At 66.0% G+C, this 13514-nt stretch carries 14 protein-coding genes; 3 read left to right on the top strand and 11 right to left on the bottom strand.

Annotated features, from left to right (window positions below; genetic code table 11):
* Window positions 1-2: 2 nt before the first annotated feature.
* The 3 genes from lptC to arfB all read right to left on the bottom strand — a co-directional run bounded on the left by lptC (window position 3) and on the right by arfB (window position 2059).
* Window positions 3-734, bottom strand: a complete 732-nt coding sequence (gene lptC, locus QM467_RS08315) for an LPS export ABC transporter periplasmic protein LptC (protein WP_283365841.1) — start codon at window positions 732-734, stop codon at window positions 3-5.
* A gap of 180 nt (window positions 735-914) precedes the next feature.
* Window positions 915-1529: a ribonuclease D gene (locus tag QM467_RS08310; RefSeq protein WP_283365840.1), complete on the bottom strand. Its 615-nt coding sequence runs from the start codon at window positions 1527-1529 to the stop codon at window positions 915-917.
* A gap of 107 nt (window positions 1530-1636) precedes the next feature.
* The gene (arfB, locus tag QM467_RS08305) at window positions 1637-2059 is read right to left on the bottom strand and encodes an alternative ribosome rescue aminoacyl-tRNA hydrolase ArfB (protein WP_283365839.1); all 423 of its coding nucleotides are present in this window, start codon (window positions 2057-2059) and stop codon (window positions 1637-1639) included.
* A gap of 148 nt (window positions 2060-2207) precedes the next feature.
* Between arfB and QM467_RS08300 the strand changes: the two genes are divergently transcribed.
* Entirely contained in the window at window positions 2208-3407 is a 1200-nt protein-coding gene (locus QM467_RS08300; RefSeq protein ID WP_283365838.1) for a hypothetical protein, read from the top strand.
* Window positions 3408-3446: 39 nt separating this feature from the next.
* Here QM467_RS08300 and arsC read toward each other — a convergent pair whose 3' ends face one another.
* Complete coding sequence (arsC, locus tag QM467_RS08295; protein WP_283365837.1) at window positions 3447-3881, bottom strand: arsenate reductase (glutaredoxin); 435 nt, start codon at window positions 3879-3881, stop codon at window positions 3447-3449.
* A gap of 165 nt (window positions 3882-4046) precedes the next feature.
* Window positions 4047-5858, bottom strand: coding sequence for an ABC-F family ATP-binding cassette domain-containing protein (locus QM467_RS08290; protein WP_283365836.1), 1812 nt, complete (start codon window positions 5856-5858; stop codon window positions 4047-4049).
* Window positions 5859-5980: 122 nt separating this feature from the next.
* On the opposite strand from QM467_RS08290, the gene pgi reads away from it, so the two are divergent.
* Window positions 5981-7618, top strand: coding sequence for a glucose-6-phosphate isomerase (gene pgi / locus QM467_RS08285; RefSeq protein ID WP_283365835.1), 1638 nt, complete (start codon window positions 5981-5983; stop codon window positions 7616-7618).
* Between the two features lie 3 nt (window positions 7619-7621).
* Here the strand turns inward: pgi and bla are convergent, their stop codons facing one another.
* The 6 genes from bla to QM467_RS08255 form a co-directional block, all read right to left on the bottom strand.
* Window positions 7622-8509: a class A beta-lactamase gene (gene bla, locus QM467_RS08280; protein ID WP_283365834.1), complete on the bottom strand. Its 888-nt coding sequence runs from the start codon at window positions 8507-8509 to the stop codon at window positions 7622-7624.
* A gap of 54 nt (window positions 8510-8563) precedes the next feature.
* Complete coding sequence (locus QM467_RS08275; RefSeq protein ID WP_283365833.1) at window positions 8564-8896, bottom strand: HPr family phosphocarrier protein; 333 nt, start codon at window positions 8894-8896, stop codon at window positions 8564-8566.
* A complete protein-coding gene (locus QM467_RS08270) occupies window positions 8893-9294 on the bottom strand; it encodes a PTS sugar transporter subunit IIA (RefSeq protein WP_283365832.1) in 402 nt (133 codons plus the stop codon). Before QM467_RS08270 ends, QM467_RS08275 begins: the two co-directional genes overlap by 4 nt.
* A gap of 193 nt (window positions 9295-9487) precedes the next feature.
* The gene (locus tag QM467_RS08265) at window positions 9488-9970 is read right to left on the bottom strand and encodes an HPr kinase/phosphorylase (protein WP_283365831.1); all 483 of its coding nucleotides are present in this window, start codon (window positions 9968-9970) and stop codon (window positions 9488-9490) included.
* Between the two features lie 8 nt (window positions 9971-9978).
* On the bottom strand, window positions 9979-11748 hold the full coding sequence (locus tag QM467_RS08260) for a stimulus-sensing domain-containing protein (protein ID WP_446737751.1): 1770 nt from the start codon (window positions 11746-11748) through the stop codon (window positions 9979-9981).
* 95 nt (window positions 11749-11843) lie between these two features.
* On the bottom strand, window positions 11844-12542 hold the full coding sequence (locus tag QM467_RS08255; RefSeq protein ID WP_283365829.1) for a response regulator transcription factor: 699 nt from the start codon (window positions 12540-12542) through the stop codon (window positions 11844-11846).
* A 102-nt stretch (window positions 12543-12644) separates the two neighbouring features.
* On the opposite strand from QM467_RS08255, the gene QM467_RS08250 reads away from it, so the two are divergent.
* Window positions 12645-13421: a HugZ family pyridoxamine 5'-phosphate oxidase gene (locus QM467_RS08250; RefSeq protein ID WP_283365828.1), complete on the top strand. Its 777-nt coding sequence runs from the start codon at window positions 12645-12647 to the stop codon at window positions 13419-13421.
* Window positions 13422-13514 lie beyond the last annotated feature (93 nt).

Below are 13514 nucleotides of genomic sequence, written 5' to 3'. Positions count from 1 at the left end.
GGTCAGTGTTCCTTCTGGCCGGGCGCGGCCGGCGCATCCTCGGGCGGCTGAACGAATTGCGACCGCACATTGCCCAGGAAAGTGACCTCCACGCCATTCTCCGTCGAGGACAAAGTGTCCGACTCGATCCAGCCGCTGGCGAAATCCAGCCGCACCGGTTCGTTCGAGCCGAAGATATTGGTCTTGAAATTCATGGTCGCGCTGCGCATCGCCAGATCGAAATTCACGCCCCTGATATGGACATTGCCGGCGAGGTCAAGGATCTGCGTATTGGAATCATAGGTTCCTGTCTCGCCGGTGATCAGCGTGTCGCTGTCGTCGGCCATGCGCAGCTTGGCGACCAGCCTGGTCAGGAAAGTGCGGGAGGGGTCTTTCGGATTTTGCACGCCCGTCTCGGCGCTCACGTCATAGGGTTTGCCGTCGCGGCGCACGCCGGTCAGGCGCGGGCGCTCCATGGTGATCTTGTCGCCGCTGATTCCAAAGCGTTCGAGCGAGAAATGCACGTCGCCGATATCCCGGGCGCCGAAATAGGAATAGCCGAGCACGCCGATGGTCGCCGCCGCAGCGCCAAGCAGGATCGCGCGCCTGAGCCATTTGACGCGGGCGCTGTGCCGCGACGCCGACCGGAAGGCGCGGGCGCGGACGGGATTGGCGGCGGTGAAGCCGTCGCCGGTCTGTCTTGATCCCTCGGTCGGCATGGTTTCGCCCCGGGCCGCGGCGCCCCCTGAAGTCATCGAAGCGTCCTTCCGCCCGATTTGCGGCGCCGCCGGTTAAGAAGCCTGGAATAAAAGCGATCTGACTGCAAAAAGCCGCTCCGATTTATGACGCCCGCGCGTCAGTACGGCGACCGCGGGGCAAAATCATGTCCTCGAAGCATTTTGACCGAAGCGCGGCGGCGCCGGACGCCGCAAAGCTTAACTATGCGCGAAAATATCCGTTTCCGGCCAGCCCAGCAAATCCAGTTCCGCGCGCGTCGGAAGAAAATCGAAACAGGCTTGCGCGAGCGCCGTCCGGCCTTCGCGGGCGAGCAGCAGGTCGAGCTTCGTGCGCAAGGCATGCAGATGCAACACGTCGGAGGCCGCATAGGCGAGCTGCGCCTCGCTCAGCCGCTCCGCGCCCCAGTCGGACGTTTGCTGCTGCTTGGAAATCTCCACGCCCAGCAATTCGCGCACGAGATCCTTCAGGCCGTGGCGGTCGGTATAGGTGCGGATGAGGCGCGACGCGATCTTGGTGCAATAGACAGGCGCGACGCGCTGGCCAAAGGTCTTTTGCAGAATCGCAAGATCGAACCGCGCGAAATGGAACAGCTTGGCCACCGCGGGGTCCGCGAGCATGCGGGCGAGATTGGGCGCGGAGGTCTGGCCCCTGGCGATCTGCACGAGATCGGCCTCGCCGTCGCCGCGCGAGAGCTGCACGAGGCAAAGCCGGTCGCGGTGCGGATTGAGGCCGAGGGTCTCGGTGTCGATGGCGATGCTGGCGCCGGGCTGGTAGTCGTCGGGCAGGTCGCCCTGGTGCAAGCGAATGGTCATTCTGTCTCTCGTCCGGCCGCCGACGCCACAGGGATCGCGCAACGCCGAAGCCCTAGCATCGCCGCCGTTCAGCGGCAAGCGGCCAGCCGGCGGGGACGAAAGGCGCGTCAGTCCTCGGACGGCTTGCCCCGGAAGCTCTTGACCGCGCCGCGCTGCTTCTTGCCCTCCAGCCGCCGTTTCTTCGAGGCCAGCGTCGGCCGTGTCGGGCGGCGCGGCGGCGGCGGCGGCAGCGCCGCTTCGCGGATTAAGGCGATCAGCCGCTCAAGCGCGTCGGCGCGGTTGCGCGGCTGGGTGCGGTACCTTTGCGCATTGATGATCAGGTCGCCGTTCAAGGCGAGCCGGCTCCCGGCCAGAACGATGAGCCTTTCGCGCACGGCCTCGGGCAGATTGGGCGATTCGAACAGGTTGAACCGCAATTGCACGGCGGATTCGACCTTCTGCACGTTCTGGCCGCCCGGACCCGACGCGCGCATGAAATCCTCATGCAATTCGGACTCGTCGAGCGCGATCGACCGCGTGATCCGTATCATTTGCCGCCCCGCCAAAAGCGTCCCGATGGGCCGAACAGGAGAATCGCTCGTCACTGTTGCGAATTGCCCACAGCCCCGCCGCCCGGCATTGTCTAGAATATGGCCTTCGGACTCCGAAGCCGCTTTCTCATAACGAATCGCTTGCGTAATGATCAACCAGCAAACCGCCGACAAAGCGTCCGACGACGCCGCCAATCTCCTCCTGCGCATCGGCGTCGCGGTGGTTTTTGTCGCCACGCCCTTTTTTCAGCTGCTGTCGCCGCGCGCGATCTTCATCCTGCCGCCGATCGGCGGCGCGCTGATCCTCGCCGCGGGGCTGGTGCTCGCGCCGCGCCTGAACATGCGCGACATTTTCGCCTTCCTGCTGTCGGGCGTCGGACTGGCGGCGTGCTTTCTCGCCTTCTGGATGCTGCTGTCCCTGCTCTGGACGCCCTTTCCGTCCGAAGCCGCGCCGCGCCTGATCAAGGCCATGCTGACCATGGCCAGCGTCCTGCCGGTCGCGGCGGCTCTGCCGCCGCGCACCCGGGCGGCCAATCTCTATTTCCTGCCGCTCGGCGTGGCCCTGACGGCGCTTGGCGCCCTGGTCCTGAGCGCGCAGACTTTCGCTGGGGCCGGCCAGGCCGGCGACGAGGATATCATCCTCGGCATGGAGGCCGCGCTGCTCCTGCTCTGGCCGGCGCTGGCGGCGACCCATTTGCGCAATCGCGCGACGCTCTCGGCGAGCCTCGCCATCGTCGTTCTGGCGGCGGCGGTCTCGGCGCCGGCGACCGGCGCGCTGGCGGCGACCGCCTTCGCCGCTCTGGCTTTCGGCTTTGCGCTCTGGAACGCCCGCGTCACGGGCCTCTGGCTGGGACGTTTCGCCGCCGCCTGTTTCATCGGCGCGCCGCTCGTCCCGCTGCTGATCGGTCCGCTGATCGGGACGGACGCCGCGCCATCTTTGCTCAGCGTGAAGGCCTGGGGCGCGATGATCGTCAATGACGGCGTGCGCATCTTCACGGGGCACGGCTTCAATTTCGTGAATTCCGGCTATTGGCGCGGCTATCTGCCGCTCTCCGCGCCGCATTCGATCCTGTTCCAGATCTGGACGGACCTCGGCCTGATCGGCGCCTTCGCCATCGCGGCGCTGGTCCTGCTGGCCTATCGGGCCGCCGCCGCGCAGCCGGAGCGGCAGGCGCCGTTCTGGATCGGCGCCCTCACTTTTGCCTTCGCCATGGGCGCTTTCGGCGTCGCTTCGGTCGAGGCGTGGTGGATCACCATGCTGGCGCTGGCGCTCGGCGCCTTCGCCCTGGTGGCGCGCGGCGATTACAAGACCGCGCGCCCGACGGCGCCGAAATGGGCGCCGCATTAGCCTCGCTGGATAATCTTGCGGCTTTCGCCCGGATCGCGCTCAGGCCGAGGCGACCGGGCGGCCCTTTTCGTCCACCACCCGCTCGCCATCTTCCTTGAAGAATTCGCCGCGCTGCGCCGGCAGGATTTCCAGCGCCTTTTCCGAGGGGCGGCACAGCCGCACGCCCAGCGGGCTGACGACGATCGGTCGCTCGATCAGCACCGGATGCCTGGCGATGGCCGCGAAAATGTCGTCGTCCGACACAGCCGGATTGTCGAGGCCAAGCTCCGCAAAAGGCGGCGCCTTCTTGCGCAGGATGTCGCGGACCTTCAACCCGGCGCGCGAGAGCAGGTTTTCCAGCAGGGCGCGCGTTGGCGGCGTCTTAAGATATTCCACGATATGCGGCTCGATCCCCGAATTGCGGATCAGGCCCAGCACGTTGCGCGACGTGCCGCAGGCGGGGTTGTGATAGATGATGACGTCGAAAGCGCTCATGTCCGTCTCCTGAGGAGGCCAATACCTCTTCTCCTGGACCGCGACGCGTCGCGGTCCAGGAATCCCTCGCATAAGCCAAGAGGGCGTCGGAAGACGCCCGCCTCGCAGCCGGCTATCGGGCGCGGTCGCGCCTGACCAGCCCTCATAGGCGTTCACCTATAAGGGCTAGCCTCCGATTTCCTCGCGCAGAATTTCCAGCTCCAGCCATTGCTCCTCGGCGGCGGTCAGCTCCGCCTCGGTCTTGGTCAGCAAAGCGGACGCGTCATTGAAACGCTTGGGATCGCGGGCGTAAAGCGCGTGATCGTCCAGTATCTCGTGCAATTTGGCCGCCGTCGCGCGCAATTTCTCCATCGTCGCCGGCAGCGTCTCAAGGGCGTGCTTTTCCTTGAAGGAGAGCCGGCGCCTTGTGTCCGGCGCCCGCTCGGCCTTCACCGCAGCCGGCTTGCTCTTGCTCTCGGTCGCCTTGGCCTTGATCGCCGGGCCGAGCCCCTCGCCGCGCTGTACGACCATGTCGCTGTAGCCGCCGGCATATTCGATCCACTTGCCCTCGCCTTCGGAGACCAGCACGGAGCCGGCGACGCGGTCGAGAAAATCACGGTCGTGACTCACCAGCAGGATCGTGCCGGGATAATCGGCCAGCATTTCCTGCAACAGGTCGAGCGTCTCCAGATCGAGATCATTGGTCGGCTCGTCCAGCACCAGAAAATTCGACGGCAGCGAGAGGGCGCGGGCGAGCAGCAGCCGCGCGCGCTCGCCGCCCGAAAGCTTGCCCGTGGGCGTGCGCGCCTGTTCCGGCTGGAACAGGAAGTCCCTCATATAGCCGATGACATGCTTCTTCTCGCCATTGATCTCAACCCAGTCCGAACCGCCGCCGGTCAAAGTGTCGGCGAGCGTCGCGTTGGAATCGAGCGCCGCGCGGCGCTGGTCCAGCGTCGCCATCTGCAGATTGGCGCCGAGGCGGATCGTCCCGGAATCAGGCTCCAGCACGCCGGTGAGCAGGTTGATCAAAGTGGTCTTGCCGGCGCCGTTCGGGCCGACCAGCGCGAGCCGGTCGCCGCGCAGCATGCGCAGGGACAGGTCCTTGACGATGGGCCGGCCGCCGAAGCTCTTGGCGACTTTCTCGGCCTCGACCACCAGCTTGCCCGACACCTTGCCCTCGGCGACGCTGATCTTGACGTCGCCGACCATCCGCTTGGCGTCGCGCTTGGACTGGCGCAGGGCCGAAAGTCCGGCCATGCGGCGGACATTGCGCTTGCGCCGCGCGGTGACGCCATAGCGCACCCAATGTTCCTCCGCCGCGATCTTGCGGTCGAGTTTCTGGGCGTCGCGCTCCTCCTGCTCCAGCAGCGCGTCGCGCCAGGCCTCGAATTCGCCGAAACCGCGGTCGAGGCGCTTCGTGACGCCGCGATCCAGCCAGACCGTCGCCCGCGACAGGTTTTGCAGGAAACGCCGGTCATGGCTGATCAGCACCAGCGCCGAGCGAAGGCTCGCCAGTTCGCCTTCCAGCCATTCGATCGCGGGAAGGTCGAGATGGTTGGTCGGCTCGTCGAGCAGCAGAATATCCGGCTCCGGCGCCAAAGTGCGGGCGAGGGCGGCGCGGCGGGCCTCGCCGCCGGAGAGGTTTTCCGGCTTTTCCGCGCCGGTCAGGCCCAATTGGTCGAGCAGGTAATGCGCGCGATAGTCGGCGTCGCTCGGGCCGAGGCCGGCGATGACATAGCTGAAAACGTCCGCATAGCCCGAAAGGTCCGGCTCCTGCGGCAGGTAGCGCACAGTAGCGTCGGGCTGGAAAAAGCGCTTGCCGCGATCCGGCTCGATTTCGCCGGTGGCAATCTTGAGCAGGGTCGATTTGCCCGAGCCGTTGCGGCCGACAAGACAAATGCGGTCGCCCCGCTCGACGGAAAGGTCGGCGGATTCGATCAGGGGTTTGCCGCCAAGGGTCAGACCGACGCCTTGCAAGGTGAGGATGGGAGGAGCCATGCACCGTTCAAACTGAATTTTGCGATAACCGCAAGGCCGGCGCCCCACAACCGGCGACGCGCTGTTTTTTTTCCGCGCCGCAGGCTAAGCTTTCAGGAAATCGTTCCCTTGGGAGTCAGGACATGGACCGCGCCGCCGCCTTCGCCGCCCTGGAGGCGCATCGCGTCGATATCGCCGCCCGGCGCACTGTAGATTTCTTCGCCGAGGATCCGCAGCGATTCGACCATTTCTCCGTCCGTCTCGACGACCTGCTTTATGATTATTCGAAGAATCGCCTCACCCGGACCACGCTCGGCCATCTGATCGATCTCGCCCGCGCCTCCCGCCTCGACGAACGCCGCGAGGCCCTGTTCTCGGGCGAGAAGGTCAACGCCACCGAAAATCGCCCCGCCCTCCACATGGCCTTGCGCAATTTCTCCGGCGGTCCGGTCCGCGTCGATGGCGAAGACGTCATGCCGGCGGTGGAGGAGGTGCGCGCCCGGGTCGCCGCCTTCGCCAACGCCGTGCGCAGCGGCGCCATTCGCGGCGCGCGCGGCGACAGTTTCACCAATATCGTCAATATCGGCATCGGCGGCTCGGATCTCGGCCCGGCCATGGCCGCCCGTGCGCTCTCGCCCTTTACTTCGCCGGAACTGCGCGCGCATTTCGTCTCCAATGTCGACGGCGCCGACATCGCCGACACGCTGGCCGCGCTCGACCCGGCCACCACCCTGTTCATCGTCTCCTCCAAAACCTTCACCACCCAGGAGACCATGGCCAACGCCGCCAGCGCGCGCGCCTGGATCGCCTCGGCGCTCGGAGAGGCCGCCGTCGGCGATCATTTCGCCGCCGTCTCGACCCGGCTCGACAAGGTCGCGGCTTTCGGCATCAATCCGGATCGCGTGTTCGGCTTCTGGGACTGGGTCGGCGGGCGCTATTCCATGTGGTCGGCCATCGGCCTCAGCCTCGCCATCGCGATCGGCCCCGAACATTTCGAGGATTTTTTGCGCGGCGGCCATGAAGTCGATGAGCATTTTCGGCTGGCGCCGCTGTCGCATAATATTCCGGTCCTGATGGGCCTGATCGGGGTCTGGCACCGCAATATCTGGGGCTTCGCCTCGCAGGCGGTCATTCCCTATGACCAGCGCCTCGCCCGCTTCCCCGCCTATCTGCAGCAACTCGACATGGAATCGAACGGCAAGAGCGTGCTGCGCGATGGCTCGCCCTCGCCGCGCGCCACCGGGCCGATCCTGTTCGGCGAGCCCGGCACCAACAGCCAGCACGCCTTCTTCCAGTTGCTGCATCAGGGTACGGAAATCGCGCCGGTCGATTTCCTCGTCGCCGCCGAGCCGACCCACGCCGACGACGCGCACCACGCCCTGCTCTTCGCCAATTGCCTCGCCCAGAGCGAGGCCTTTTTACGCGGCCGGACTGAAAAGGAAGTGCGCGAGCTCCTGCGCGCCCAGGGCCTCAGCGCAGAGCAGATCGACGAACTGGCCCCGCACAAGGTGTTTTCGGGCGACCGGCCGTCGTCGACCTTCCTCTATCGCCAGCTAACTCCGCGCACGCTCGGCCGCATCGTCGCCCTCTATGAGCACAAGGTGTTCGTGCAATCCGTGATCTGGGACATCAATCCCTTCGATCAATGGGGCGTGGAGCTGGGCAAGGAATTGTGCAGCCGCCTGGCGCCGCTGGTCTCGGACGCCAGCGCCGATCTTTCGGGCCTCGACGGCTCGACCGCCGGGCTGATCTCCACGCGCCGGGCGCTGCGCGTCGCGTGAGCGTCAGAACACGCCGGCGATGATTTCCGCGACGCCTTGCAGGGTGGCCGCGCGATCGTCCGGCGGCGCCGACGAGCCGGTGTAATAAGCGGCGGCCAGAATCGGCGCCCGGTCCGGCGGCGAAAGCAGTCCGACGCAATTCATCGTTCCATGGCCGCCGCTGCCGGTCTTGGCGGCGACGCCCCATGCCTGAGGGATTCCCGCGCGAAACCCCTTGCGGCCCAGCGGGCTCTCGCTCATCCAGGCCGATAATTGGCGGCGCGAGGCCTCGGACAGGGCCCAACCCAACAGGATCGCCTCCATATCGCCTAGCATGGCGAGGGGCGTGGTGGTGTCCCGGTCGTCCCCGGGCGTGGCGGCGTTCAGGTCCGGCTCGATACGGTCAAGGCGCGTCGTCTCGTCGCCGAAAGTGCGGATATAGCGCGTCACTTCCGCCGGCCCGCCGAGGACCCGCAGCAAGAGATTGGCCGCGCTATTGTCGCTCCATGCGATGGCGGCGGCGCAAAGCGCGCCTATGCTCATCGCGCCCTCGGCCACATGCTTCCGCAAAACCGGCGCATATTCGAGCAGATCGGCGGCGCCAAAAATGATCCTGTCGTCCAGATGCGCCCGCCCGGCGTCGACGCGCTGCAAGATATTTGCAACAGCGAGAAACTTGAACGTGCTGCACATCGGGAACCGCTCGCCCGAGCGGTAGTCGAGGGTCTTGCGGCTGGCCGTGTCCAGCGCTGCGACGCCGATCCGGCCGCCGCCTTGCGCTTCGAGCGCCTTGATCCGCTTTATCGCCAACTGGAGAGGGGTTTCGCGAGCGCTGTCGTCCGCCCGGCCGCGCGCAGGGACCAGGAGCGCGGCGCTCCAGAGCAATTGACGGCGGTCGAAGGAAATCGCCACTCGGACGCCCGGCGCGGAAAGTTTGCGATCTTGCGCTCGCCGCTATAACGGCGGCTATTCGTCTTCGCCGAACTTGTTGGCGACCAGTGCGGCGATGGCCTCCAACGCCGCCTGCGCCTGCGCGCCTGTGGCGGAAACCGTGATCGTGCTGCCAATGCCGGCGCCGAGCGTCAATATGCCCATGATGGACTGGCCGCCGACGGTATCGCCGCAGCGCGACACCGTGATCTCGGCGTCGAACTGCTCAACGCAATGGACGAATTTCGCCGTGGCGCGGGCGTGAAGGCCCTTGCGATTGACAATCGGCAACTCGCGCGTGACCGCGCCCTCCGGCGGAGGTGGATTAGGCGGGCAGTCGCAGGGTCCGGCTTCGTCCAAATTGCTCATTTCCCACACAATATCTTGCTGGCGACATAGATATATTTGCGGCCCGCCTCGGCGGCCTGGGTTACCGCCTGTTCGAGCGGCGCCTCATCGCGCACCGAGGCGAGTTTGATCAGCATCGGCAGGTTGACGCCCGCCACAACTTCCACATTGGCGCCGTTCATCACCGAAATCGCAAGATTTGATGGCGTTCCGCCAAACATGTCGGTCAGGATCACGACGCCGGCCCCGGAATCCACAAGGGAGATCGCCTCGATGATATCGCGTCGGCGAATCTCCATGTCATCGTCGGGACCAATGGTGATGGTCGCCAATTGCGATTGCGGCCCACAAACATGCTCCAACGCCGCGCGAAACTCCGTCGCCAGATGGCCATGCGTCACAAGCACTATGCCAATCATTGACACTTACCATCCTGTCCTCGCCCGCGCCGGCCTCCCGAATCCGCCGGACGGCGGGAGGAAAGCCTTTGGGCCGGCGCCGCAACCGGGCGCCCCATCTCTAAAGCGCACATCTGGTCACGAAATCGCCAAATTTCAGACCAGCCATTTTCGTGTTTGCAACTGAATTGGCAAGCGAAATGAGCGGCCTGTGTTACTTTGTCAAAAAATTGTGCAGGAAAGCCATGATGGCCGCCACCGATCTCTCGGTTTCCCGAGCGGGCAGCCGCAAACGCAGGACGTCGTGCAAGGCATGGAAATCGCTGCATAATTCCTTCGGCTCCGGCAAGCGCGGGCAATCCGCGCGCTCGTTTTCGGATTCGAGATCGACGATCAGCGCGAGTACGGCGCATTTCTCATAATCCTGCTCGAGAAGCCCGATGCCGCGCCATTCCGCGAGGCCGGATATGGCGCGATGCGGACTGAGCAGCGCCCGGCCGCCGCGAATCCGGACCAATACGCGGTCGTCGCCGACCAGACGCGCAAAATCGCCCCGCCCCTGCCAGGCCTCGACTAGCGCGAGGGCGAGGCTCGACTTGCCCGCGCCTGAGGCGCCGCGAATCAGCACGCCGCTCTCGCCCAGCGCCACGGCGCTGGCGTTGACGGGGAAGGGCGCGTCGTCGCTCTGCGGCGTCATGCGCGCCCTCAACCCGCCGCCGGCAGGAAGACGACGAAGCGCGCCCCGAGCGTCTCGCCCTCGTCGTCCAGCCGATTGCCGGCGTGGATCCTCCCGCCATGCGCCTCGACGATCTGGCGCGAGATCGACAGGCCCAGGCCTGAGTTTTGTCCGAAGGCGTGGTTGGGCCTGTCGGTGTAGAAACGCTCGAAAATCCGCTCGAAGGCATGGTCGGGAATGCCGGGGCCATCGTCTTCCACCAGGATTTCAAAGCCGTCGCGCTGCGCCTGCCCCTCCTCGAAGGCGCCCCGCGCGCGGCGCAGGGTCACGCGCACCTCGCCGCCCTGTTGCGAGAAGGTGCGGGCGTTGTCGATCAGATTGTTGAACACCTGGCCGAGACGCGAGTCATGGCCCAGCATCAGCCAATGGCCCGGCTGCGGCCCGTTCTCGACTTTCAGCCGCACCTTGACGCCGTCTTCGCGCTCGATCTGGTTGCCGGCGTCGACCAGCGCCCGCAGCAATTGCGCGATGTCGATCGGCTCGCGGTCGCCGCGCGCGAGTTCTGCGTCGAGGCGCGAGGCGTCGGAAATGTCGGAAATGAGCCGGTCGAGCCGGCGCACATCATGGTGGATGACTTCCAGCAGGCGCCCTCGCGCAGAATCGGTCTTGGCGATGGGCAGCGTCTCGACGGCGCTGCGCAGCGAGGTGAGCGGGTTCTTCAACTCATGCGCGACATCGGCGGCGAAACGCTCGATCGCCTCGATCCGGTTGAACAAGGCGCGGGTCATGTCGCGCAAGGCCCCGGACAAATGGCCGATCTCGTCGTTGCGGTCGGTGAAATCGGGGATTTCCTGTCGCGACTTGACGCCGCGCCGCACCCGATCCGCCGCCTCGGCCAGCTTGCGCATCGGCTCAGCTATGGTTCCGGCCAGCGCGGCGGACAGCAGGAACATCACGGCGGCCGAGACGAGGAAGATGCGCACCAGCGCCCGCCGCTCGCCGGCGATCGCCTCGTCGATGTCGCTGCCCTGCGTCGAGAGCAAAAGGGCGCCCCGCGCGGTGCGAAAGCGCTGAATCGGCGCGGCGACGGAAATCACCGTCTCGCCATGGGCGTTGACGCGGACGAAGGACCGCTCGCGGCCTTCCAGCGCGCTCGCCACTTCGGGATAGGTTCGGCCATTGGCGACGCCGATGTCCTCGTAAAGCGGCAGCTTCTCGGAATTGAACTTGCCCTGGAACAGGTCGCCCAGCCATTCCGGCCAGCGCGGGCCTTCCTCCTGTCCCGGCGGCGGCAATTCGTTGCGCAGAATGTTGGAGCGGGCCGCGATGGAGCGCGAATCGAGCAGCATATAGCCGTCGCGGTCATAGATGCGCGCCCGCGTTCGCGTCGGCGAGACGAGGCGGCGGAGCAGCGGCCCGACGCGGTCCGGATTGATCGAAAACTCCAGCCCCGCCTTGGATTCCTCGTCCAGCCCATAGCTCTGGCCGGGCGCAAGCTTGAGCAGCTTTTCCGGATCGATGGTGATGGCGTCGGCGTCCACCGTCGCGGAGGCGGCGATCGCGGCGGCGATGATCTCGGCCTGGGTGCTCAGGCTCTGGATGCGCGCGTCGATCAGGCCCTGCCGGAACTGGTTGAGGTAGAGAAAGCCGATCAGCAGCGCGAACAGCCCGCCGATGTTGAGCAGAATGATGCGCCGGGTCAGCGAGGAGGAAAAACGCGAGACGAAGCCGCGCCAAAGGGCGCGCAAGGCCACGGCGCGCCGCTTGGCGCGCGGGCCGGAAGGCAGCGCGCCAAACAGCCTCGACGGCCAGCGCGCCGGCCCGCCGTCATTCGCACGCTCCGCGCCGACGCGCTCGTCCAGGCTTTCCTGCAAGCCCGCCCCCGGCTCCCGAATCACGATTCCTTGAAGCGATAGCCGACGCCGTAAAGCGTCTCGATCATTTCGAAATCGTCATCCACCATTTTGAATTTCTTGCGCAGCCGCTTGATGTGGCTGTCGATGGTGCGGTCGTCGACATAGACCTGGTCGTCATAGGCGGCGTCCATCAGCGCGTTGCGGCTCTTGACCACGCCCGGACGCGTCGCAAGCGCCTGCAGGATCAGGAATTCCGTGACCGTGAGCACCACCGGCTCGTTGTTCCAGGTGCAGGCGTGGCGTTCGGGGTCCATCTTGAGCTGGCCGCGTTCGAGGATCTTGGCCTCGGTCTCCTTCTGGGCGGCGGCCTCCTTGGGATTGGAGCGGCGCAGGATCGCCTTGACGCGCTCGACCAGCAGGCGCTGCGAGAAGGGTTTGCGGATGAAATCGTCGGCGCCCATCTTCAGGCCGAACAATTCGTCGATTTCCTCGTCCTTGGAGGTGAGGAAGATCACCGGCAGATCGGATTTCTGGCGCAGGCGGCGCAGCAGCTCCATGCCGTCCATGCGCGGCATCTTGATGTCGAAAATCGCCATGTCGGGCGGATTGGTCTTGAGGCCCTCGAGCGCCGCCATGCCGTCATTATAGGTCTGGACGCGATAGCCCTCGCCCTCCAGTGCGATGGAGACCGAAGTCAGGATGTTGCGATCGTCGTCGACAAGCGCGATGGTCGGCATGACAAACCTCTTTTTTGGGCGGGGGCGCCAGCGAAGCGACTCCGTGACGCTAATATATAGTAGCCTCGCTGCGGAATTCACTCCGTTTTCAATGAATGCGCCATGAACACGACCGACGACGCCCCGGAAGCCCGCTTCGCCCAACCCTTCTCGCCGCTGCCCGAGAACACCTTCGACGGCCTCGCTCTCGCCAAAATCCTGCTGCGCGCGACGCCGGCGGGGGCGCTCGCCACCCTGACCCGCGACGCCGGCTATCCCTTCGCCAGCCTCACCAGCGTCGCCACCGATTGCGACGGCGCGCCCCTGCTGCTGATTTCCGGTCTCGCCCATCACACCAAAAACCTGCGCGCGGACGCGCGCGGCTCGCTGCTGCTGGCCGAGGGCGGCAAGGGCGATCCGCTGGCCCATCCGCGCCTGACGGTCGTCGGACGGCTGGCGCCGACTTCCGATCCCCGGGCGCGCGCCCGCTTCCTGCGCCGCCATCCCAAGGCCGCGCTTTACGCGGACTTCCCGGACTTCTCCTTCTGGCGGCTTGAGCCCGAAGCGGCCCATCTCAACGGCGGCTTTGCGCGCGCGGCGGATTATCCGGGCGACGCCATGCTCGCCGATGTCGCGAGCGCCGCAGACTTGTTCGCGGCGGAGGAAAGCCTGCTCGACGAGATCAACGCCCTGCCGCGCGAACGACGCGGCGGCTGGGCGCGCGCGGCCGGCGCGGACCCCGCGCTGAACTGGCGGGCGACCGGGCTCGACAGCGAGGGCCTCGACCTCGCCGCCCCGCAATTGACGGCCCGTCTCGCCTTCTCCCGGCCGGCCCTGTCCCCCGCGTCATGGCGGGAAGCTTTAGCGGAAGCGCAAAACAGCGTCCCTGCGAGCGGCTGACATGGTAAATTTAATCTAGGTCAAAGTACCGTCTTATTTCTCACTTGCATGGCCCCTATGCGGCGCGTAAACGGACCCGGAACTTTCGCGGGA

This window comes from Rhodoblastus sp. 17X3 (genome assembly GCF_030056575.1).
In the GTDB taxonomy this organism is placed as follows: domain Bacteria; phylum Pseudomonadota; class Alphaproteobacteria; order Rhizobiales; family Beijerinckiaceae; genus Rhodoblastus.
This window is presented reverse-complemented; position numbering and strand designations above follow the sequence as displayed.

Bases quoted from the DNA above. Each gene is read 5' to 3' on its own strand.
- lptC (WP_283365841.1), bottom strand. From the start codon at position 734: ATGACTTCAGGGGGCGCCGCGGCCCGGGGCGAAACCATGCCGACCGAG.
- QM467_RS08310 (WP_283365840.1), bottom strand. From the start codon at position 1,529: ATGACCATTCGCTTGCACCAGGGCGACCTGCCCGACGACTACCAGCCC.
- arfB (WP_283365839.1), bottom strand. From the start codon at position 2,059: ATGATACGGATCACGCGGTCGATCGCGCTCGACGAGTCCGAATTGCAT.
- QM467_RS08300 (WP_283365838.1), top strand. From the start codon at position 2,208: ATGATCAACCAGCAAACCGCCGACAAAGCGTCCGACGACGCCGCCAAT.
- arsC (WP_283365837.1), bottom strand. From the start codon at position 3,881: ATGAGCGCTTTCGACGTCATCATCTATCACAACCCCGCCTGCGGCACG.
- QM467_RS08290 (WP_283365836.1), bottom strand. From the start codon at position 5,858: ATGGCTCCTCCCATCCTCACCTTGCAAGGCGTCGGTCTGACCCTTGGC.
- pgi (WP_283365835.1), top strand. From the start codon at position 5,981: ATGGACCGCGCCGCCGCCTTCGCCGCCCTGGAGGCGCATCGCGTCGAT.
- QM467_RS08275 (WP_283365833.1), bottom strand. From the start codon at position 8,896: ATGAGCAATTTGGACGAAGCCGGACCCTGCGACTGCCCGCCTAATCCA.
- QM467_RS08270 (WP_283365832.1), bottom strand. From the start codon at position 9,294: ATGATTGGCATAGTGCTTGTGACGCATGGCCATCTGGCGACGGAGTTT.
- QM467_RS08265 (WP_283365831.1), bottom strand. From the start codon at position 9,970: ATGACGCCGCAGAGCGACGACGCGCCCTTCCCCGTCAACGCCAGCGCC.
- QM467_RS08255 (WP_283365829.1), bottom strand. From the start codon at position 12,542: ATGCCGACCATCGCGCTTGTCGACGACGATCGCAACATCCTGACTTCG.
- QM467_RS08250 (WP_283365828.1), top strand. From the start codon at position 12,645: ATGAACACGACCGACGACGCCCCGGAAGCCCGCTTCGCCCAACCCTTC.